We start from the raw sequence: 19,461 nt of genomic DNA, 5'->3' as shown, positions 1-19,461 counted from the left end.
CCGGCATGCCCGCGCAGCGTCCGCTCAGTACCCCGCCCCGCCCGCCTTCGCCGGCGGTTGCAGCCGATAGTCCTGCGGCGGTTGCGCGCCCATCAGGTGGCGGACGAAGTAGTCCCACATGCGCCGGGTGTAGTAGGCGTCGTTGCGGAACAGTTCGTGGTCCTGGTTCGGCAGGTAGAGCAGGTCGAAGTCCTTGTCGGCGCGGATCAGCGCGGACGTCAGTTGCACGGTGGTCGCCGGCAGCGCGTTCTCGTCCAGGTCGCCGTAGACCAGCATCAGCTTGCCGCGCAGCCGGTCGGCCAGGCTGGCGTTGTCGAGCGCGCGGTAGTTGTCGGGCACCGCATCGGGTGCGGGCCGGCGCGGGCCGGACTCGCCGTACGCCGGCGGGCCGGCGAGCAGGCGCTCCAGGCCGTGCACGCCGCCGCCGTACATGCCCTGGTAGTTGTGGCTGCCGGCCGAGGACACCGCGACCCGGTAGAACTCGGGCCGGCGCAGGATCGCGCGGGTCGAGGTGTAGCCACCGAAGGAATGGCCGTAGACGCCGACCCGGTCGAGGTCCACGCCGGGGTAGCGCTCGGCTAACTGGCGGATCGCGGCGACGTGGTCGTCGATCTGCGGATCGGCGAACGGGCCGAAGCTGGCGTCGTGGAAGGCCTGCGAGCGCCCCGGCGTGCCGCGCGCGTCGATGGTGACGACGACGAAGCCGAGCGCTGCAAGGCTGGCGCGCGAGACCGGATTGGTCGCCGCGACCGCATCGGCCAGCGCGACCGGCGCGTTGGTGATCTGCGGGCCGCCGTAGAAGCCGTCGATGATCGGATACTGCTTCGGCCGCGCGTCGTCGGCCGAATAGCCCGGCGGCAGGAACACGGTCGCGTAGATGTCGCTGCGCCCGTCCGCCGCTTTCAGTCGCACGCGTTGCGGCGGGCGCCAGCCGGCGGCGTAGGCGACCGAAGCGTCGGCGCGTTCGAGCTCCATGAGCACCGCGCCGTCGCGAGTCGAGCGCAACACCGTGCGCGGCGGCGCGTCCAGGGTCGAATAGCTGTCGACCACGTAGTCGCCGTTCGGCGACAGCCATTGCTTCGGCGCGCCGCCGAGGATCGCGCTGGCGCCGGGATCGACCGCGTGGTCGGCCGGTTCCGGAGTCAGCAGCACCGGCTCGCCGCCGTCCAGGCTCGCTCGGTACAGGCGGCGTTGGTAGGGGTCGCCCGGCTCGCGTCCGCCTGCGCTGAAGTACAGCTCGCCGCGCGTCTCGTCGACGCCGACCAGGTCGCGCACCAACCAATCGCCGCGGGTCAGCCGGCGCAGCACGCGGCCGTCGGCGAGATCGACCAGGTACAGGTGGCCCCAGCCGTCGCGTTCGGAGAACCACACCGCCTGGTTGCGCGCGGCGAGGATGCGTACCGCCGGACGGCTGTAGAGATAGTCGTTGAGTTGGATGCGGGTGTCGGAACGTTCTTCCAGCACTTCGCGCAACGCGCCGCGCTCGAGGTCGACCTCGACCAGGCGCATCCGCGCCGGCCGGTCGTAGCGGGCGATCGCCGCATAGGCGCGGCGGCCGTCGCCGGACCAGCCGAGCACATCGGCTTCGGCGACGTTGTTCCAGCCCGCCGGGATCGCGATCCGCCGCACCGCGGCGCCATCGGCCGCGGCGCTGTCCACATCGACCGCATACCACTCGTCGCGCACGCTCTCGGCGTCGCCGAGCAGGCTCAGGCGCACCTCAAAGACCTTGGGCCGGAAGCCGTCGGCCGGGGCCATCGCCACCATCGGATAGGGCTGGACGCGGCGTTCGTCGAAGCGGGTGCCGAACAGGCGCCGGCCGTCCGGCGACCAGCGCAACGCGAACGGCGGCGCGCGCCAGCGGCCCTGTTGGCTGGGCACGGCGCGCAAGGCGAAATCGGGCAGCGTGCCGTAGCCGTAGTGCGCCTCGCCGTCGCGGGTCAGCGCGCGCTCGGCGCCGCTGCGCAGGTCGCGCAGCCACAGGTTGTGTTCGCGCACGAACACCGCACGGGCGCCGTCGGGCGAGACCAGGGCCAGCGGATCGCTGCGCGCCGGCAAGGCTTGGCAACGATAGTCGCGCAGTTCGCAGCTCAGTTCGCGCTCGCCGTCGCCGCGCAGACGCAGGCGCAGGCCCGCGCCGTCGCCGGCGACCGCCAGCGGCTGCGGCGCCGCGGCCGCGGGCACGACGGCGCGCATCGCCGCGTGCAGGCGCGACGGGTCGAACAGCGCCTGGCGGCTGCGCGCGGCCGGGTCGACCAGCACGTACTCCGGCCCTCGCTCGCCGTCGCGGCGGTACCAGAAGCGGCCGTCGGCCAGCCATTGCGGCTCGATGCGGGCGTTCTTGATCGTGCCCCGCAGGCGGTAGTCGAGCAGTTTTTCGGCGCGGGCGTAGTCGGCGCCGGTCAGCGCCGGCGGCGCGGCGGCCGAGGTCGCCGCCCACAGCGCGGCCAGTGCGATGCATCGCTTCATCCCTACCCCTCCCTGGTGCGGAACCGCGACGATGGCACATCGTCGGGCGGTTCGCTTGTCCATGCCTGCCCGCCGGCTGCTGCGGCGCAGCGCGGGTCAGCGTTCGACGAAGGCCTCGAGCATGCGCAGCTCTTCCTCGTCGAAGCCGGCGGCGCTGCGCGCTTCCAGATTGAACGGCCCGTACAGGACGGCGCGGGCGTACTCGGCCAGCAGCTCGCGGAAGCGCGGATTGGGATCGACCCCGGCGCGCTCGCAGTACCAGCGGAACCAGCGCGAGCCGGCGGCGACGTGGGCGACTTCCTCGCGCAGGATGGTTTCCAGGATCGCGACCGTGGGCGTGTCGCCGAGCGAGCGCAGCTTGACGATCATGCCCGGGGTGACGTCGAGCCCGCGCGCTTCCAGCACCCGCGGCACCAGCGCCATCCGCGCCAGGCCGTCGTGGGCTGTCTTTTCGGCCATTTCCCACAGCCCGTTGTGGGCGTCGAAATCGCCGTAGTCGTAGCCCAGCTCGCGCAGGCGCGCGCGCAGCAGGCCGAAGTGGCGCGCCTCGTCCTGGGCCACGCCGACCCAGTCGGCGTAGAACTGCCGCGGCAGGCCGCGAAAACGGTAGACCGCGTCCCAGCCCAGGTCGATGGCGTTGAACTCGATATGGGCGATGGCATGGATGAAGGCGGCGCGGCCTTCGGCGGTGCCGAAGCCGCGCTTGGGCAACTCGCGCGGGTGCACCAGCGCCGGCCGCGGCGGCCGGCCCGGCATGCGGATCGGCTGCGGCGGCGGCGCGTCGTCGGCGATCGCCAGTTCGCCGCGTTCGAACGCCGCGGCATGAGCGAAGCTCAGCTCGACCTTGGCCTCGGGCGTGTCCGCGTCGAGGCAGGCGCGGGCGGCGTCGAACAGGTTCATGCCGGGTCGGTCCAGGCCGCGCTCAGGAAGCGCGGCGGGTGTTCTTGGCCTCGTCCGAGCGCAGTTGCTGGATGCGTTCGAAATAGCCCGGCTCGATGCCGGTGACGTAATCGCCGTTGAAGCAGGACGAATCGAAGTTCTCGATCCGGTGCTTGGGCCCGGACACGGCCTGCTCCAGGTCGCTGAGGTCCTGGTAGATCAGCCAGTCGCAGCCGAGCAGGGTCTGCACTTCCTCGTCGCTGCGGCCGTGCGCCACCAGTTCCTCGGCCGAGGGCATGTCGATGCCGTAGACGTTGGGATAGCGCACCGGCGGCGCGGCGGAGGCCAGGTAGACCTTGCGCGCGCCGGCGTCGCGCGCCATCTGCACGATCTGGCGCGAGGTGGTGCCGCGCACGATCGAGTCGTCGACCAGCAGCACGACCCGGTTGCGGAATTCCAGCGGAATCGGATTGAGCTTGCGCCGCACCGATTTCGCCCGCTCGCCCTGCCCCGGCATGATGAAGGTGCGGCCGACGTAGCGGTTCTTGATGAAGCCCTCGCGGTACTTCACCCCGAGGGTGTTGGCGATTTCCAGCGCCGAATCGCGCGAGGTGTCGGGAATCGGGATGACCACGTCGATGTCGTGGTCCGGACGCAGGCGCAGGATCTTCTCGCCCAGGGTCTGGCCCATGCGCATGCGCGCCTTGTGCACCGAGACGTCATCCATCATCGAGTCCGGACGGGCGAAGTACACGTATTCGAAGATGCACGGCGTGTGCTTGCGCGGCGCCGCGCACTGGTGGGCGAACAGTTCGCCGCGCGGGGTCACCACGATGCCCTCGCCCGGGCGCACGTCGCGCACGCGCTCGAAACCGAGCAGGTCGAGCGCGACCGATTCGGAGGCCACCGCGTATTCATCCTGGCCGCCGAGATTGCGCTTGCCCAGCACCAGCGGGCGGATCCCGTGCGGATCGCGGAACGCGACCAGGCCCAGGCCGAGCACGGTGGCGACCACCGCATAGCCGCCGACGCAGCGGCGGTGCACGCCCTCGATCGCGGCGAAGGCCGCCTCGGCGGTCAGCGCGCGCTGGCGGTCGAGTTCGTGGGCGAACACGTTCAGCAGCACTTCCGAGTCGGACTCGGTGTTGACGTTGCGGCGGTCCTGTTCGAACACCTCGCGGCGCAGGGTGTCGGTGTTGATCAGGTTGCCGTTGTGGGCCAGGGCGATGCCGAACGGCGAATTGACGTAGAACGGCTGCGCCTCGTCGGAGCCTTCGCTGCCGGCGGTCGGGTAGCGGCAGTGGCCGATGCCGACCCGGCCTTGCAGCAGGCGCATCGAGGCTTCGTCGAACACGTCGCTGACCAGGCCGTTGCCCTTGTGCACGCGCAGGCGGCTGCCGTCGGCGGTGGCGATGCCGGCCGCGTCCTGGCCGCGGTGCTGCAGCACCGTCAGGCCGTCGTAGAGCTGGGCGGCGACATCCGTGTTGCCGACGATTCCGAGAATGCCGCACATAGCGCTTGAATCCTGCTGAGAGTCTGGTGGCTGCGCGGCGCCGGTCGATGACGCCGCCGCGCTGAAGAAAGTGTGGTCGTACGCGTGTTGCCGTGCGCCGGGGCCGTCCCCGGCGCGGTTCGCGGCGCGCCGTTGGCGATCCGCCCGGCGCCGTCGCGCGCCCATCCGCCGTGTTGCCTGGTATTCGATCCCGGTCCGCGTCCGCCGGCCGCCGCGCCGATGCGCGCGGCCGTTACTGCACCTGCTTGTCGTCGCGCTTCTGCGCACCGACCTGGGCCGGGTCGCCTTCGACCCGCGCCCCTTGCGCGCGTCCCGCGCCGCGGCTCGACCCCGGTATGAGGTCGCGCATCGCCTCAGGCAAGGCGTCCGTCAAACCGCCCAGGTTGTCCGGCAGGGCCTGCGGCAGCGCCCCGCCCTGCGGCTGGCCGGCCGCGGCCGGCTCGCCGAGCACGTCCGGCAGCGCCTTGGGCAGGCGGCCGCCCAGTTCATGCTCCAGGCTCTTGGCCTGTTGCTGCACCGAGGCCTGCAAGGAGGTGCCGCGCCCTTCCAGGTCGACCTTGCCCGCCATCGCATCCGGCAAGGCGCTGCGCATCAGCTTCGCGCCGGGCATCAGCACCGCCGCCAGGCCCGACTCGCGCCAGGCGGGTTCGCGCGGCAGCGTGGTCATGCCCAGGAACACCAGCAGCGCGCAGGCGAAGATCACCCCGCGCACCGCGCCCAGCCCCAGTCCCAGCAACCGGTCCATCTCCGACAGACCGTAGGAATGCGCGACCCGGCGGATCACCCAGCCGATCAGCCCCACGCCGACCCAGACCACGACGAAACACAGCGCATAGCCGCCGAGGTACTCGCCCCAGCCGACCTGGCCGTCGCCGAGGCTGCGGCCGACATCGCCGCCGAACACGACCGCGGCCACGCCCGCCAGCAGCCAGGCCGCCAGCGAGGCCGCCACGCCGATCAGTCCGCGGGCCATGCCGAGCAGGGCCGACAAACCGACGATCACCGCCAAACCCCAATCCAATGCCGTCATAGCGTGACGCTCCCTCTGCGCACCGGCGCCACCTCGACCATGGCGATCTCCGCCTCGAAGCGCGTCCGCGATGCGCGTTGCACCGGCGCGCCCTGCGCCGGTCGATAGACTGCCGCCGCGGTTCCCTTACGGGTGCGGCTTGACCAGCGCGTCGCCGACGCCGAGCTTGCCGGCGACCTGGGCCTTGAGCTTGTCGGCATCGGCGCGATTGACCACCGGACCCAGGCGCACGCGGTTGAGCGTGCCCTTGTCGGTACGGACCTGTTCGACGAAGGCGCTGAACCCGGCCGCGCGCGCACGGTCGCGCAGCTTGTTGGCTTCCTCAAGATTGCCGAAGGCGCCGAGCTGGACCGCGAAGCCGGTGCCGGCCGCGGCCGGCTTGGGCGCGGGCTTGGCGGCCTCGACCGGCTTGGCCGGCGCCGGCTTGGCCTCGGCGGGCTTGGTCGCGGCGACGGGCTTGGTCTCGGCCGGCTTGGCGGCGGGCTTGGTTTCAGCGGGCTTGGTTTCAGCAGGCTTGCTCGCCACCGGCTTGGCCGGCTCGACGGGCTTGGCGGCGGGCTTGGCGGTCTCGGCCGGCAGCGGCGCCGGCTTGGCCGGCGCGCTCTCGGCCAGCGGCTGCGGCGCGCTCACCGCCGGCGCGGCCGCGGCCGCGGCGGTGCTCGCGGCCGGTTCGGCGGCGTCGGCGTCCAGCACCACCACCTTGGCGTTGATGTCGTTGCGGACCTTGGTCGAGCCCAGGCGCGCGGCCTCGGCGTCGGCCTGGGTCGCGAACGGGCCGATCCGGACCCGGTGCACGGTGCGCCCGCCGGCGCCCAGCGCGGTTTCCTGGTAGCCCGGCAGGCGCGCGGCGCGCAGCGCGGCGATCACCTTGTCGGCGTCGCCGGCGCTGGCGTAGCTGCCGAAGCTGACCGCGTAGTTGCCGCCGGCGGTCGCGGCCGGATGCATGCCCTGGCTTTGCGCCGCGGTATCGACCGTCGGCAGGGTTTGGCCGTCGCCGGCCGGCGCGGCGCCGTCCAGGCCGACCACCCCGCCCTGCGGCGCGTCGCCCGGCGTCACCAGCGGCAGTTCGCGGGTTTCGGTCTCGCCCTTGGGCGCATCGGGCAGGGTCAGCGGAACGTCGGACGCGCCGCTTTCCGGCGCGGGCCCCTTGATCAGCATGGGCAGGAAGATCACCGCCAGTGCGACCAATACCATCGCACCGATCAATCGCTGTTTCAGGGCAGGTTCCATCGCTATGGGATGCTCGCGGACCGGTTACCGGCGCGAATTATACCCCCGTCGGCGGCGACGGCCGGGGTCGGATCGCGCCCAAGCGCAATGCATTCAGAAACGCCCGACTCGGCACGGCCGCGCGCCGGCTCGGGTTCGCTGGGCGGCTCAGTGCGCGGCGAGCCAGGCCAGTGCCGCGGCGGCGGTGTGGAACGAGCCCAGCACCAGGATGCGGTCGCCGTCGCCGGCCTGGGCGCGCGCTGCGGCCAGCGCCGTCGCCACGTCCGGGTGCGGCGTGCCGGCCGCGGCGGCGCTGCCGTGCAGGCGCTCGGCCAGGGCCTGTGCGCTCTGGCCGCGCGCGCCGGCATCGTCCAGCCCGGCCAGGTGCCAGGCGTCGATGCGCTCGGCCAGGGCCGCGACCACCCCAGGCGCGTCCTTGTCGGCCAGCGCGGCGAACACCGCCAGGGTGCGGCCGGCGGCCGGCTGGGCCGCCAGCCAGGCGGCCAGTTCGCGCGCCGCCTGCGGGTTGTGGCCGACGTCGACCACGATCTCGACCGCGCCGCGCTGGAAGCGCTGCAGGCGCCCCGGCACCTGCGCCGCGGCCACGCCGGCGGCCAGTTGCTGCCGGTTCGGCGCCTTGCCCAGCGCGCGCAGCGCGGCGATCGCGACCGCCGCATTGCGCATCTGCACCGGCGCGGCCAGCGCCGGCAGCGGCAGGTCGACGCCGAAGCCGACCTCGCGCCAGCGCCACTGCGGCGGCTGATCGGGCTGGGCCGGGCTGGCGGCGAAGAAGAAGTCGCAGCCGGCCCGCACCGCCGAAGCGCCGATGACATAGGCATGGCGCAGCACGCTCGACGGCGGGTCGTCGTCGCCCAGCACCAGCGGCTTCCAGGCGCGGGCGATGCCGGCCTTCTCGAAACCGATGCTCTCGCGGTCGTCGCCGAGGTAGTCCTGGTGGTCGAGGTCGACGGTGGTGATCACGGCGACGTCGGCGTCGACCAGGTTGGTCGCGTCCAGGCGCCCGCCCAGGCCGACTTCCAGGATCGCCAGGTCCAGCCCGGCGCGCTCGAACAGCCACAGCGCGGCCAGGGTGCCGTATTCGAAATAGGTCAGCGCGGTCTCGCCGCGCGCGGCCTCGATGGCCTCGAACGCGGCGACGATGTCGGCATCGGCGGCGTCGCGCCCGTCGATGCGGATGCGTTCGTTGTAGGCCAGCAGGTGCGGCGAGGTGTAAGCGCCGACCTTCCAGCCGGCGGCACGGGCCATCGCCTCGATGAAGGCCACGGTCGAGCCCTTGCCGTTGGTGCCGCCAACGGTGATCACCCGGCGCCCGGGCCGGCCCAGGCCCAGGCGCTGGGCGACCTCGCGGATGCGCTCCAGGCCCATGTCGATGGACTTGGGGTGGATGCGTTCGATGTGGGAGAGCCAGTCGGCGAGGGTGCGGTTCATCGGCGCATTTTCGCAGATGCGGCGGCCGCGTTGGCGCGACCGCACCCGGCGACGGCCGGCCGCCGCGCCGCCGTGGCCCCGGGAAGCGCGCAGCGCGGGTCCGGCCTCCCGGACCCGCGGCCGCGACGGGTTACAGGGCCCGGTGCACCGCCTCGCCGAACAGCGCGGTGTGGTGGCTGCAGTCGTTCAGCCGCACCACGTCGAGCCGGTCGACGCTGTCGCCTTCGAGCAGGTTGAGCGTGGTCGGGGCCTGGCGGAAGGTCCACAGCTTGGCCAGCGGAATGCCGAGCACCTTGCACAGCAGCACCCGGTTGACCGCGTCGTGAGCGACCAGCAGCAAGGTGTCGTCGTCGCCCAGGCCCTCGCAGGCGCGCGCGAACGCGGGCCAGGCGCGGTCGAGCACGTGGCCGATCGACTCGCCGCCGGGCATCAGCACCTCGTGCGGGGTCTCGCGCCAGGCGCGCAGGCGGTCGCCGTCGCGCTCGCGGATCTCGCTGGCGAGCAGGCCTTCCCACGTGCCGTGGGCGATCTCCATCAGGCCCGGATCGAGCTTGAGCATCGAGGCGCGCTCCTCGCCCAGGGCGAGTTCGGCGGTGTAGCGCGCGCGGCTCAGCGGCGAGGCCACCGCGCGGGTGATCGACACCTCGCGCAGGCGCGCGCCCAGCGCCTTGGCCTGGGTTTCGCCGACCGGCGACAAGGCGATGTCTTCCTGGCCCTGGTAGCGGCCTTCGGCGTTCCACGGCGTTTCGCCGTGGCGGGCAAGCAATATCCGCATGATCAGACCTGCGCCAGAGAGAGGATGCCGGGGGTCGCGCGCAACGCGGCGAGCTGTTCGTCGTCGACCGGGCGATCGACAGTGATCGCCGCGCGCGCCTGGCCGTCGCCGGCCGCGCCGAGGGCGAAGTTGACGATGTTGACGCCGGCCGCGCCGAGCTTGGAGCCGACCGCGCCGATCATGCCCGGGCGGTCCTCGTTGCGCAGCAGCAGCACGTGCGCCTGCGGATCGAATTCGATTTCGACGCCGTCCAGGCGGACTACGCGTGGGCCGCGGTGCAAGGTCGCTTCGATCTCGCGGGTGCGCTGTTCGCCGACCACGCGCAGCTTGAGCAGGCGGTCGAAACCGTCGCCGTCGCCGCCCAGGGTTTCGGCCACGGTCAGGCCGCGCGCGGCGGCTTCCTGCAGCGCGTTGACCGGGGTCACCCGGCCCGAGGCGGTGCCGAGCAGCGCGGCGACCAGCAGCCGGGTCAGCGGGCGCGTGTCGAGCGCGTCGGTGCGGCCGGCGTAGGTGATCTCCAGCCGGGTCGGCGCCGGGATCAGGCGCGCGGCGAGGCGGCCGAGCGAGGACATCAGCGGCATCCATGGGCCGACTTCGCGCGCCGCCTCGGCGGTCAGCGGCGGCAGGTTGACGCAGCCGGCGACCGCGCCGGTGGCGGCGAAATCGATGATCTGTCGCGCCAGGATGGTGCTGACCGCCTGTTGCGCTTCGCTGGTCGAGGCGCCCAGGTGCGGGGTCAGGATCAGCTTGGGATTGGCGCGCAGCGGCGAATCGGCCGGCAGCGGTTCGGTGACGAAGGTGTCGAGCGCGGCGCCGGCGATGTGGCCTTCCTCGATCAGCGCCAGCAACGCGGCTTCGTCGACCAGGCCGCCGCGCGCGGCGTTGATCAGGTAGGCGCCCTTCTTCATCGCGCGCATGCGCGCTTCCGAGAGCAGGTTGGTGGTTTCCTTGGTGCGCGGGATGTGCAGGGTGACCACGTCGGCCCAGGCCAGCAGCTCGTCCAGGGTCTTCAGCGGCACGCTGCCCTTGCCGGCCGCGGACGCGGGCAGGAAGGGATCGTGCGCGGCGACTTCCATGCCGATGCCCTGGGCCTTGCGCGCGACCGTGCCGCCGATGCGGCCCAGGCCGATCACGCCGAGCTTCTTGCCTTCCAGTTCGAAGCCGGTGAGGCCGGCCTTGGGCCATTCGCCGGCCTTCATGCCGGCGTCGGCGCGCGGAATGTGGCGGGCCAGGGCGAACAGCAGCGAGATCGCGTGCTCGGCCGCGGCCAGGGTGTTGCCGTCGGGCGCGTTCATCACCGCGATGCCGCGCTCGGTGGCGGCATCGACGTCGATGGTGTCCACGCCGGCGCCGGCGCGGCCGATCACCCGCAGTTGCGCCGCATCGGCCAGCGCCTCGGCCGGCACCTTGGTCGCCGAACGCACCAGCACGGCGTCGACCCCGTGCAGCGCCTGGGCCAGCGCGGCGGGATCCTTGATCGGGTCGGATACGACGACGTCCCAGCCCGCTTCGCGGAACAGGGCCAGACCGTCTTCATGAATGCCATCGCAGGCCAGTACTTTCATCGCAAGCTCCAGGTCGTGTGGGGACAGACGACGGAGCGAATGCGAGCCGGCACTACGGAAAGATCTCGGGCCCTGAACGGCGGGCCGCGATGCCGCCGACGGCGGCGCCGCGCGGGGCGGCATCGAACACGGGTCGGGAGACGGGGCCGGCTGGCATGGGAATCCGCGACTGCCCGCGCAGCCTAAGTCAGCGCGCGCGCGCATGCAAGTGCGCAGGCGCCGGCCGCGCGCGGCGGCGGCGAACACCAGCGCTTGTGTGCAGCGACAAGCAATTTTCGATGGCGCCGTGGACCCGCGTCACAAAGATACGATTGCGAGCACAACGGCACATTGTGGAATCGCGACTGCCGTCCTAGCGTCTTCGCGCCGGCACCGTGCCGGCATCCGAAGAGAGAACGCCATGCGCAAGAAACTCGCTCTGACGCTCGGCTTCGCGGCGCTCGCCGCGGTCGGCGCCGCGGTCGCCGCGATCGGTCCCACCGGTCCGGGCCAGTTCTATTACTACTACGACGCCAACGGCAGCGTGGTCGGCTACCAGGCCATCAACTGCGACAACACCCGCTCGTCGTGGGGCACGTTCACCAAGAACTACAGCGACGGCTATTTCATCTGCGATCCGGATCCGAACTGATCGCATGAGCGCTCGCGCGTTGCGCGCAAGCCGCGTCCGGGATCGGGAAGCCGCCAACATCCGGACCGCGCGCGTCGCAGCCTCGCGGACGCATCGTCGTTACCGTACTCGAGTCACCGGTCTGTGCAGCATGCGGCGTACGCACGCCGCCGAGCGTGAGCGACGCTTGGCGCGAGCCGTCCCGCGCGTGCGCAGACATCGCCAACCTCCGGCCCTCGCGCCGGATCTTCCTAGCAACGCCACTGCACGATAAGGAGTTCGCCATGCGTAAGTCGTTTGCCCTCGGTCTCGGCCTGGTCGCCGCCCTGGTCGCCACCACCACCCTCGCCCGCCCGCCGGGTCCGGACGAAATCGGCGAGTTCTACGTCTACTTCGACGCCAGCGGCAACGTCGTCGGCCAGGCCCAGATGAGCTGCGAAGGCGTGCTGACCGAATCCGGCGTCCGCACCTCGAAGTACAGCGTCGGCCACCTGGTCTGCAATCCGCGTTGATTCGCCGCGCGCGTTCGATGTATCGAAGGGCCGGCCTCGCCGGCCCTTCGTCGTTGGGGCCGCCGTATGTGCCGCACGCGCTCGTTCGCCTGAAAGCGGCGTAATCCACCTGTAGGAGCGGCGTGAGCCGCGACAGCCGGAGCGAGGTGCGCGAGCGGGACTTCCGAAGCCAGGACCGACCCTGCAAAGGCAATCGGTCTTGTCGCGACGCGGCTTCGGCCGGAAGTGTGGTATCGCGTCGCTTCGGTTGGTCGCGGCTCACGCCGCTCCTACAAGAAGCGGCGTTATTTGCCGCCGGCGGGGACGCCCATTTCGGCCAGCAGGCGCGGCGCCGGGAACACTTCCTGCATGATCCAGCGCAGGTAGCGCTGGTCGACCGAAATCGTCCGCGTCGTCGCCGGGTCGAACGCCCAGCTCGCGCTCACCGATTCCAGATTGCTGTCGAACACCAGCCCGGCCAGCTTGCCCTGCGCGTCCAGCACCGGCGAGCCGGAATTGCCGCCGCTGATGTCCAGGTCGGACAGGAAGTTCACCGGCAACGAGCCCAGGCGCTTGTCGGCCAACGCGCCGTAACGCTTGGTGCGGATGCCCTCCAGCAGCACCGGTGGCGCCTTGAACGGCTCGCTGCCGGTGTGGCGCGCGGCGATCTCCTCGACCCGGGTGAACGGCAATTGCTTGGCGCCGCTGTCCTTGGTGTAGGCGGTCACGCTGCCATAGCTCAACCGCAGAGAACCGTTGGCGTCGGGATAGGCGACGCGGCCCTGGCTCTTGCGGTAATCGGCCAGCGCCTTGAGGTAGGCCGGCCGCACGCCGAGGGTCTCGCCGGCGCGGTTGCGGATCTCGCGCTCGGACTGCAGCAGGGTCGGCATCGCCGCGATCGCGAACTGGATCGCGCCGTCCTTGCTCTTCTCGAACGCCGCGCGGTCGGCCTTGAGCCAGTTGGCGCGCAGCTCCGGCGTGCCCAGGCGCGACTTGCCCAGCCGGTCGAGCGCGCGCTTGACCGCCTTGTCGTCCTCGCCTTCCAGCCATTGGTCGAGCGCGGCGACGCGCTGTTCCTTGGCCAGTTTGAGGTATTCGCGCAGCCAATAGTCGTACAGCGCCCGGTCCACGCGCGGATCGGAGCGGCGGTCGGCCTGGCGCAGGCCGTTCTCGAAGCCGGCCGCATCGCGCTCGCGATAGCCCGACTCGCGTTGCGCATCGGGCTTGGCGCGTTCGATCGAAGCGCGGTAAAGCTGGGTCGCCGCGCCGAGCGAGCCGGTAGCGAACAACTGGCTCAGGATCAGCTCGCGCTCGCGCACCGCGCGCGATTGCGCGCCGAGTTCGAGCAGGCGCGCGTGCGCGGCCAACGCCGGCTCGCCGGCCGCGCCCTGCTTGCGCAGCCAGGCCAGCAGCGCGGTTTCCTCCTCGCGCTTGGCCTGGGCCGCGCCGGCGCGGCGCAAGCCTTCGACCTGGCGGTCGTAGTTGATCGCCGCGCCTTGCCAGCCGCGCACGGTCGAGGCGTACTTGGCGGCGATCTCGGGGTTCTTGCGCGTCTCGGCTTCGACCAACGCGGCCAGGCGGCGGTAATGCCCGGCCACGGTCGGATAGGTCCACTCGGCATTGGCGGCGAAATCGTCGGCCATCGCATAGCGGTTGGTCAGGCTGGGGAAGCCGGCCACGGCGACGAAATCGCCGGCGCCCAGCGGCTTGTCGGCGATCTTGAGCCAACGCTTGGGCTGATAGGGCACGTTGTCGATCGCGAACGCCGCCGGCTTGCCGTCCTGGCCGACGTAGGCGCGGTAGAAGGCGAAGTCGCCGGTGTGGCGCGGCCACATCCAGTTGTCGTTCTCGCCGCCGAAGTTGCCGATGCTGTCCGGCGGCGCGTAGACCAGGCGCAGGTCGCGGATTTCGATGTTGCGCTGGAGCTGGTAGCGATTGCCGCCGCTGTAGCTGTACAGACGGCAGGCATAACCGGGCTCGGATTGGCACTCGTCGATCAACTGCCGCTCCAGCGCGTCGAGCGCGGCGATCCGCGCCAGCGGATCGGCCGCGGCGCCCAGCGCGCTGCGCACCCGCTCGGTCACGTCCTGCACCGCGTCGAGCACGAAGATGCGCGCGTTCGGCCCGGCCGACACCTCGTCGTTGTTGGTGCCGGTGCGCAAGCCGTCGCGGCGCAGGTTCTTCTGCGCGGTGGAGTTGAGCGCGATCGCGCCGAGCGCGCAGTGATGGTTGGTCAGCAGCAGGCCCTTGGGCGAGACGAAGCTGGCGGTGCAACTGCCCAGCGGCACCACCGCGCCGAGCGGATCGCCCTTGGGGTCGGCCCATTGCGCCAGTTGCTTGGGCGCGGCGCGCAGCCCGGCCTGCTTGAGCTGCGGCGCCAGTTCGGGCCATTGCGACGGCGTCCACAAGCCCTCGACCGCGTGCGCGGGGCCGTTCCAGGCCGCCAAGCCGAACAAGCCTCCTGCCAGAGCCACCGCGCGGGCCAGCACCGTGTATCGCATCCAGACGTCCGATCGACCGAGGGAGGACGAGTCTAGCTCGGCTGTTTCGGCCAAGGCCATGCCGGATGCGGCCGGCGGCGATCGAGCGGCAGCGGGCCGAAGCGCGGCTTTACCGAACGCTCAGGTTGCGCGAACGCGGAAGCTAAATTTCCGTTAATGCCGGGATTGGGGATTGGGGATTGGGGATTGGCAAAAGCAAAAGCATGGACTCTTTCCGAGTCCTCCCGAAACCTGTCTCTGTAGGAGCGGCGTGAGCCGCGACATCCGACGCGGTGAAATACCACGTCGTCAACCGAAACCTCGCACGGTACCGCGTGCGCCTGGCGTCCGCAGCCCGGCGGCGCTTGCGTACACCGCTTCGGATGTCGCGGCTCACGCCGCTCCTACGAAAGCCGCACTTGGCCAGCCGCGCAAAGAAAAACGCCGGCCGCTAGGCAGCCGGCGTTTCTGCATCGAACGCAGCGAGGAAGCGCGCGTTACTTCTTCGGCTTCTGCGCCGGCACGCCCAGCTCGGTCAGCAGCTGCGGCGCCGGGTAGACCTCCTGCATGATCCAGCGCATGTAGCGCTGGTCGACCGAGATCATCCGGGTCATGGTCGGGTCGAACAGCCAGTTCGAGCTCACCGATTCCCAGTTGCCGTCGAAGGCCAGGCCGACCAGCTTGCCCTCGCCGTCGAGCACCGGCGAGCCGGAGTTGCCGCCGGTGATGTCCAGGTCGGAGAGGAAGTTCACCGGCACCGTCTTCAGGCGCTTGTCGGCCAGGCCGCCGTACTGCTTGCCGGCGATCGCGTCGAGCAGGCTCTGCGGCGCGTCGAAGGGCTCCTCGCCGGTGGCCTTGGCCGCGACTTCCTCGAGCTTGGTGAACGCGGCCTGCTTGCTGCCGTCGAGCTTGGTGTAGGCCTTGACGTTGCCGAAGGTGATGCGCAGGGTCGAGTTGGCGTCGGGGTAGACCGCCTGCTTCTTGCTCTTGCGGTAGTCGATCACGCCCTGCAGGTAGGCCGGGCGCGCGACCAGCGCCTCGCCTTCGCGGGCCTTGCTCTCCTGCTCCAGGCGCAGCACCGCCGGGTACAGCGCCTTGGCCAGCTGGATCGCCGGATCGCGGCTCTTGTCCATCGCGGCGCGGTCGTCGTCGATCAGCGCCAGGCGCTCCTTGGTGCCGCCCAGCTTGGTCTTGGCCAGCTTGTCCAGGCCGCGCTTGATCGCCTTCTCGTCGCTGCCGCCGAGCCAACGGTCGAGTTCGGCGATGCGCTCGCCGGCCGGCAGCTTGACGTACTCGCGCAGCCAATAGGCCTGCAGCTCGCGGTCCATGCGCGGATCGTAGCGGCGCTCCATCTGCTCCAGCGCGGCCTTGATCGACGGCAGATCGCGCTGCTGGTAGCCGGGCTCGCGCTCGGCGTCGGGCTTGGCGCGCTCGACCGCGAGCCGGTACAGGGTACCCGAAGCGGCGATCACGCCGAACCGTCGCAGCTGCGAGAACACCAGGTCGCGGTCGCGGTGGGCGTTGGCGGCTTCGATCTGCTCGACCAGCTTGGCGTGGCCGGCCAGCGCCGGCGCGCCGGCCTTGCCGCGCTTGTTCAACCAGGCCAGCACCGCCTCTTCGTCGGCGTGCTTCTTCTTGGCCACGCCGACGCGGCCGAAGCCTTCCAGCTGGCCGTCGTAGTTCTTCAGCGTGTTCTGCCAGCCGCGCACGGTGCTGGCGTACTTGACCCCGATCTCGGGGTCCTTCTTCGCGGTTTCGCCGACCAGGGCGACCAGGTTCTTGTAGTGCTGGGACAGGGTCGGATAGGTCCAGTCCTCGGTGGCGTCGAACTCGGCCGCCAGGGCGTAGCGGTTGGTGCGGCCCGGGTAGCCGGCGACCATGACGAAATCGCCCTCGCCCAGCGGCTTGTCGGCGATCTTCAGGTAGTGCTTGGGCTGGTAGGGAACGTTGTCCTTCGCGTACGCGGCCGGCTTGCCGTCCTTGCCGACGTAGGCGCGGTAGAAGGAGAAGTCGCCGGTGTGGCGCGGCCACATCCAGTTGTCGACTTCGCCGCCGTAGTTGCCGACGCTGCCGGGCGGCGCGTAGACCAGGCGCACGTCCTTGATCTCGATGCGGCGGAACAGGCGGTAGGTGCTGCCGCCGAAGAAGCTGTAGACCTCGCAGCCGTAGCCCGGCTCGGCTTCGCACTGGGCGACCAGGCGCTTTTGCACCGTCTCCAGCGCGTGAGTGCGGTCGATCGGCTCGACCGCTTCGTCGATCGCCGACTTGATCTGCGCGGTCACGTCCTGGATCGAGTCGAGCACGTAGATGCGCGAGGCCGGGCCGGCGGAGACTTCCTCGCCCGGCGTGGCGGCGTTGAAGCCGTCGCGCATCAGGTTCTTCTGCGCGGTCGAGTTGAGCTGGATCGCGCCGTAGGCGCAGTGGTGGTTGGTCACCACCAGGCCGCGCGGGGAGACGAAGCTGGCGGTGCAGCCGCCGAGCGAAACCACCGCGCCCATCGGGTCGCCGGTGAGGTTGGCCAGTTGCTTGGCGTCGAGCTTGAGCCCGGCCTTCTTCAGCGGCGCGGAAATCTCCGGCAGCTGCTGCGGCACCCACATGCCTTCGACGGCGCCGGCCGTCGTGGCCAGGCCCAAGCCCAGCGTCCCTGCCGCGACGGCCGCGGCCAATGTCGTGTAGCGCATGCGTATACCCCTGATGGACAAAAGAATTGGATTGCGAGTTTAACTTGCCATGGAATCAAGGAGATAGCGCTTGGGAGACAGGAGATCAGAAAGCATGACCCCGCTGACTCCCGGCTCCGGTCCGCGATCTCCTCGCCCGCCTCACTCCGCCGGCAGCCGCATTTCCTTCAGCAGATGCGGCGCCGGATACACCTTGGCCAGCAGCCAGCGCAGGTAGCGCATGTCGACGTGGATCGCGCGCTTGTAGCGCGGGTCGTACATCCAGCTGGCGCTGACCGCTTCCCAGTTGCTGTCGAAGTTCAGCCCGATCAGGCGGCCGTGGGCGTCCAGCACCGGCGAGCCGGAGTTGCCGCCGGTGGTGTCCAGGTTGGTCAGGAAATCGACCGTCTGGGTCTTGAGCTGCGGATCGGCGGTGCTGCCGAAATCGCCCTTGGCGATCGCCTCGCGCAAGGGCTTGGGCGCGTCGAACGGCGCGCTGCCGGTGTGTTTCTCGACGATGCCCTGGACCGTGGTCAGGGCGCGATAGCTCACCCCGTCGCGCGGGTCCATCGTGCTGACCTTGCCGTAGCTGACCCGCAAGGTGGAGTTGGCGTCGGGATAGACCGCGCGGCCCTGCGAATGGCGGTAGGCGATCAGGGCGCGCATGTAGGCCGGGCGCAGGCGCAACAGCTCGCCCTCGCGCGCCTTGCCCTCCTCCTCGATGCGCACGAACGCGGGCGTCAGCGCCGCGGCGGCGCGCAACAGCGAGTCTTCCGCGGCCTGTAAGGCCTTGGCGTCGCTCTTCATCGCCTGCAAGCGCGCGGTCTCTTCGCCGAAACCGGTGTGCGCGTACGCCGCGTCGATGCTGCGCTTGAGCGCGGCCTCGTCCTCGCCCTCGAACACGCGGTCGATTTCGGCCACCCGCAGAGTCTTCGGCAGCGCCTTGTACTGCAGCAGCAGGTAGCGCAGCAGGTCTTTCTCGACCGGCGCCCAGTAGCGCCGCTGGACCTGCTTCAGGCGCCCGGCGATCAGGGTCTCGTCGCGCTGCTGGTAGCCCGATTCGCGCTCGGCGTCGGGCTTGGCCCGCTCCAGCGCCAGGCGCTGCACGGTCAGCGCGGCGCCGAGCAATTGCGCCTGGCTGCGGATCGCGCTCAGCAACTGGTCGCGCTCGCGGGTGGCCGCGCCGGCGTCGAGCACCTTCTGGGTCGCGTCGATGTCGGCGCGGGTCGCGCGCGCGTCGGCCTGCTTGCCCAGCCAGGCCAGCATCGCCGCCTCGTCCTCGCGGCGCACCCGCACCGCATCGCTGCGGCGCAGACCGTCGAGCTCGCCCTGGGCGCGCTTGAGGGTGTTCTTGAAGCCGGCGACCTGGGCGGCGTAGCGCACCTTGGCCTCGGCGTCGCCCGCGGCGGCGGCTTCGATGGTCTTGATCATGCCGGCGTACAGCGCCACCCGCGACGGCAGCTGCCATTCGATCTGCTGGACGAACTCGGAGGCCATGCGGTGGCGGAAGGTCACGCCCGGGTAGCCGGCGAGCATGGCGTAGTCGCCTTCGCGCACCGGGTCGGTGGCGATCTGCAGATGCCCCGGCGGCGCGTAGGGCACGTTGTCGGGCGAATAGTCGGCCGGCTTGCCGTCGCGGCCGACGTAGGCGCGCAGCAGGGTGAAATCGCCGCTGTGGCGCGGCCAGACGAAGTTGTCGACCTCGTCGCCGTAGTTGCCGATGCTGTCCGGCGGCGCGTACACCAGGCGCACGTCGCGCAACTCGAGCTGGCGGATCAGGTAGAAGTCGGTGCCGTAGTACATGTTGGCGACGCTGCAGCGGTAACCGGCCTCGCGTTCGCATTCGGCGACCAGCGACTTGGTCGCCGCGTCGACCGCGTCGTAGTAGGCGCGGCCGCGCTTGCCGCGCGCATCCTTCAGCACGCGCTCGGTGACCTTGTCGAAGCCGGTGGTGACCAGCACGCGGAAGTCCGGGTTGGCCGGCAGCTCGGCGGCGCGGTCGGCGGCGACGTAGCCGTCGTGGATCAGGTCGCGCTCCGGCTTGGCGTTGTACTGGATCACGCCGAAGGCGACGTGGTGGTTGGTCAGCACCAGGCCGTCGGCGGAAACGAAGGCGCCGGTGGCGCCGCCGACCTTGACCACCGCGTTCATCGGCGCGCGGGTCAGCTCGGCCAGGCCGGCGGGGTCGCCCTGGAAACCGGCGGCGCGCAGCTGGGGCGCGATATCGGGCAGCTGCGAGGGCATCCACATGCCTTCATCGGCCTGGGCGGCGGTGGCGCACAAGGCCAGGGACAGGGCTAACACACGGGGGCGCATGGTCGTTCCGGAACA

At 71.0% G+C, this 19,461-nt stretch carries 13 protein-coding genes; 2 read left to right on the top strand and 11 right to left on the bottom strand.

The genetic code is table 11. The features are described 5' to 3' along the window. Positions 1–24: 24 nt before the first annotated feature. The 8 genes from K4L06_RS12450 to serA form a co-directional block, all read right to left on the bottom strand. Positions 25–2,469: a DPP IV N-terminal domain-containing protein gene (locus tag K4L06_RS12450; protein WP_221671663.1), complete on the bottom strand. Its 2,445-nt coding sequence runs from the start codon at positions 2,467–2,469 to the stop codon at positions 25–27. A 96-nt stretch (positions 2,470–2,565) separates the two neighbouring features. Further along, positions 2,566–3,369: a ferritin-like domain-containing protein gene (locus K4L06_RS12445; RefSeq protein WP_221671662.1), complete on the bottom strand. Its 804-nt coding sequence runs from the start codon at positions 3,367–3,369 to the stop codon at positions 2,566–2,568. 22 nt (positions 3,370–3,391) lie between these two features. Continuing rightward, complete coding sequence (purF, locus tag K4L06_RS12440) at positions 3,392–4,861, bottom strand: amidophosphoribosyltransferase (RefSeq protein ID WP_221671661.1); 1,470 nt, start codon at positions 4,859–4,861, stop codon at positions 3,392–3,394. Between the two features lie 232 nt (positions 4,862–5,093). Further along, the gene (locus K4L06_RS12435; protein WP_221671660.1) at positions 5,094–5,891 is read right to left on the bottom strand and encodes a CvpA family protein; all 798 of its coding nucleotides are present in this window, start codon (positions 5,889–5,891) and stop codon (positions 5,094–5,096) included. A gap of 126 nt (positions 5,892–6,017) precedes the next feature. Continuing rightward, positions 6,018–7,121 (bottom strand): SPOR domain-containing protein, encoded by a 1,104-nt coding sequence (locus K4L06_RS12430; protein WP_221671659.1) that lies wholly within the window; start codon positions 7,119–7,121, stop codon positions 6,018–6,020. Positions 7,122–7,268: 147 nt separating this feature from the next. Further along, positions 7,269–8,549, bottom strand: coding sequence for a bifunctional tetrahydrofolate synthase/dihydrofolate synthase (gene folC, locus K4L06_RS12425; protein ID WP_221671658.1), 1,281 nt, complete (start codon positions 8,547–8,549; stop codon positions 7,269–7,271). A gap of 130 nt (positions 8,550–8,679) precedes the next feature. Then, positions 8,680–9,324: a histidine phosphatase family protein gene (locus K4L06_RS12420; protein ID WP_221671657.1), complete on the bottom strand. Its 645-nt coding sequence runs from the start codon at positions 9,322–9,324 to the stop codon at positions 8,680–8,682. A 2-nt stretch (positions 9,325–9,326) separates the two neighbouring features. Beyond that, positions 9,327–10,889, bottom strand: a complete 1,563-nt coding sequence (gene serA, locus K4L06_RS12415) for a phosphoglycerate dehydrogenase (protein WP_221671656.1) — start codon at positions 10,887–10,889, stop codon at positions 9,327–9,329. Between the two features lie 400 nt (positions 10,890–11,289). Here serA and K4L06_RS12410 point away from each other — a divergent pair, with 400 nt between their 5' ends. Both K4L06_RS12410 and K4L06_RS12405 read left to right on the top strand, forming a co-directional pair. After that, on the top strand, positions 11,290–11,520 hold the full coding sequence (locus K4L06_RS12410; RefSeq protein WP_221671655.1) for a DUF6289 family protein: 231 nt from the start codon (positions 11,290–11,292) through the stop codon (positions 11,518–11,520). Positions 11,521–11,783: 263 nt separating this feature from the next. Continuing rightward, positions 11,784–12,011 (top strand): DUF6289 family protein, encoded by a 228-nt coding sequence (locus K4L06_RS12405; protein ID WP_221671654.1) that lies wholly within the window; start codon positions 11,784–11,786, stop codon positions 12,009–12,011. Positions 12,012–12,295: 284 nt separating this feature from the next. Here the strand turns inward: K4L06_RS12405 and K4L06_RS12400 are convergent, their stop codons facing one another. From K4L06_RS12400 to K4L06_RS12390, 3 genes are all read right to left on the bottom strand, one after another. Beyond that, positions 12,296–14,491, bottom strand: coding sequence for a S46 family peptidase (locus K4L06_RS12400; protein ID WP_221671653.1), 2,196 nt, complete (start codon positions 14,489–14,491; stop codon positions 12,296–12,298). Positions 14,492–14,967: 476 nt separating this feature from the next. Continuing rightward, entirely contained in the window at positions 14,968–17,067 is a 2,100-nt protein-coding gene (locus K4L06_RS12395) for a S46 family peptidase (protein WP_221673617.1), read from the bottom strand. 225 nt (positions 17,068–17,292) lie between these two features. Beyond that, complete coding sequence (locus K4L06_RS12390; protein WP_221671652.1) at positions 17,293–19,446, bottom strand: S46 family peptidase; 2,154 nt, start codon at positions 19,444–19,446, stop codon at positions 17,293–17,295. Positions 19,447–19,461 lie beyond the last annotated feature (15 nt).

It is taken from the genome of Lysobacter sp. BMK333-48F3 (assembly GCF_019733395.1).
Lineage (GTDB): Bacteria > Pseudomonadota > Gammaproteobacteria > Xanthomonadales > Xanthomonadaceae > Lysobacter.
The sequence above is the reverse complement of the archived record's forward strand: the minus strand, read 5'-3'. Positions and strand labels throughout refer to the sequence as shown.

Excerpts from the sequence above, each read along its gene's own strand:
- K4L06_RS12410 (WP_221671655.1), top strand. The coding sequence starts at position 11,290 with ATGCGCAAGAAACTCGCTCTGACGCTCGGCTTCGCGGCGCTCGCCGCG.
- serA (WP_221671656.1), bottom strand. The coding sequence starts at position 10,889 with ATGAAAGTACTGGCCTGCGATGGCATTCATGAAGACGGTCTGGCCCTG.
- K4L06_RS12450 (WP_221671663.1), bottom strand. The coding sequence starts at position 2,469 with ATGAAGCGATGCATCGCACTGGCCGCGCTGTGGGCGGCGACCTCGGCC.
- K4L06_RS12400 (WP_221671653.1), bottom strand. The coding sequence starts at position 14,491 with ATGCGATACACGGTGCTGGCCCGCGCGGTGGCTCTGGCAGGAGGCTTG.
- K4L06_RS12420 (WP_221671657.1), bottom strand. The coding sequence starts at position 9,324 with ATGCGGATATTGCTTGCCCGCCACGGCGAAACGCCGTGGAACGCCGAA.
- K4L06_RS12445 (WP_221671662.1), bottom strand. The coding sequence starts at position 3,369 with ATGAACCTGTTCGACGCCGCCCGCGCCTGCCTCGACGCGGACACGCCC.
- K4L06_RS12395 (WP_221673617.1), bottom strand. The coding sequence starts at position 17,067 with ATGTGGGTGCCGCAGCAGCTGCCGGAGATTTCCGCGCCGCTGAAGAAG.
- K4L06_RS12405 (WP_221671654.1), top strand. The coding sequence starts at position 11,784 with ATGCGTAAGTCGTTTGCCCTCGGTCTCGGCCTGGTCGCCGCCCTGGTC.
- purF (WP_221671661.1), bottom strand. The coding sequence starts at position 4,861 with ATGTGCGGCATTCTCGGAATCGTCGGCAACACGGATGTCGCCGCCCAG.
- folC (WP_221671658.1), bottom strand. The coding sequence starts at position 8,549 with ATGAACCGCACCCTCGCCGACTGGCTCTCCCACATCGAACGCATCCAC.
- K4L06_RS12430 (WP_221671659.1), bottom strand. The coding sequence starts at position 7,121 with ATGGAACCTGCCCTGAAACAGCGATTGATCGGTGCGATGGTATTGGTC.
- K4L06_RS12390 (WP_221671652.1), bottom strand. The coding sequence starts at position 19,446 with ATGCGCCCCCGTGTGTTAGCCCTGTCCCTGGCCTTGTGCGCCACCGCC.
- K4L06_RS12435 (WP_221671660.1), bottom strand. The coding sequence starts at position 5,891 with ATGACGGCATTGGATTGGGGTTTGGCGGTGATCGTCGGTTTGTCGGCC.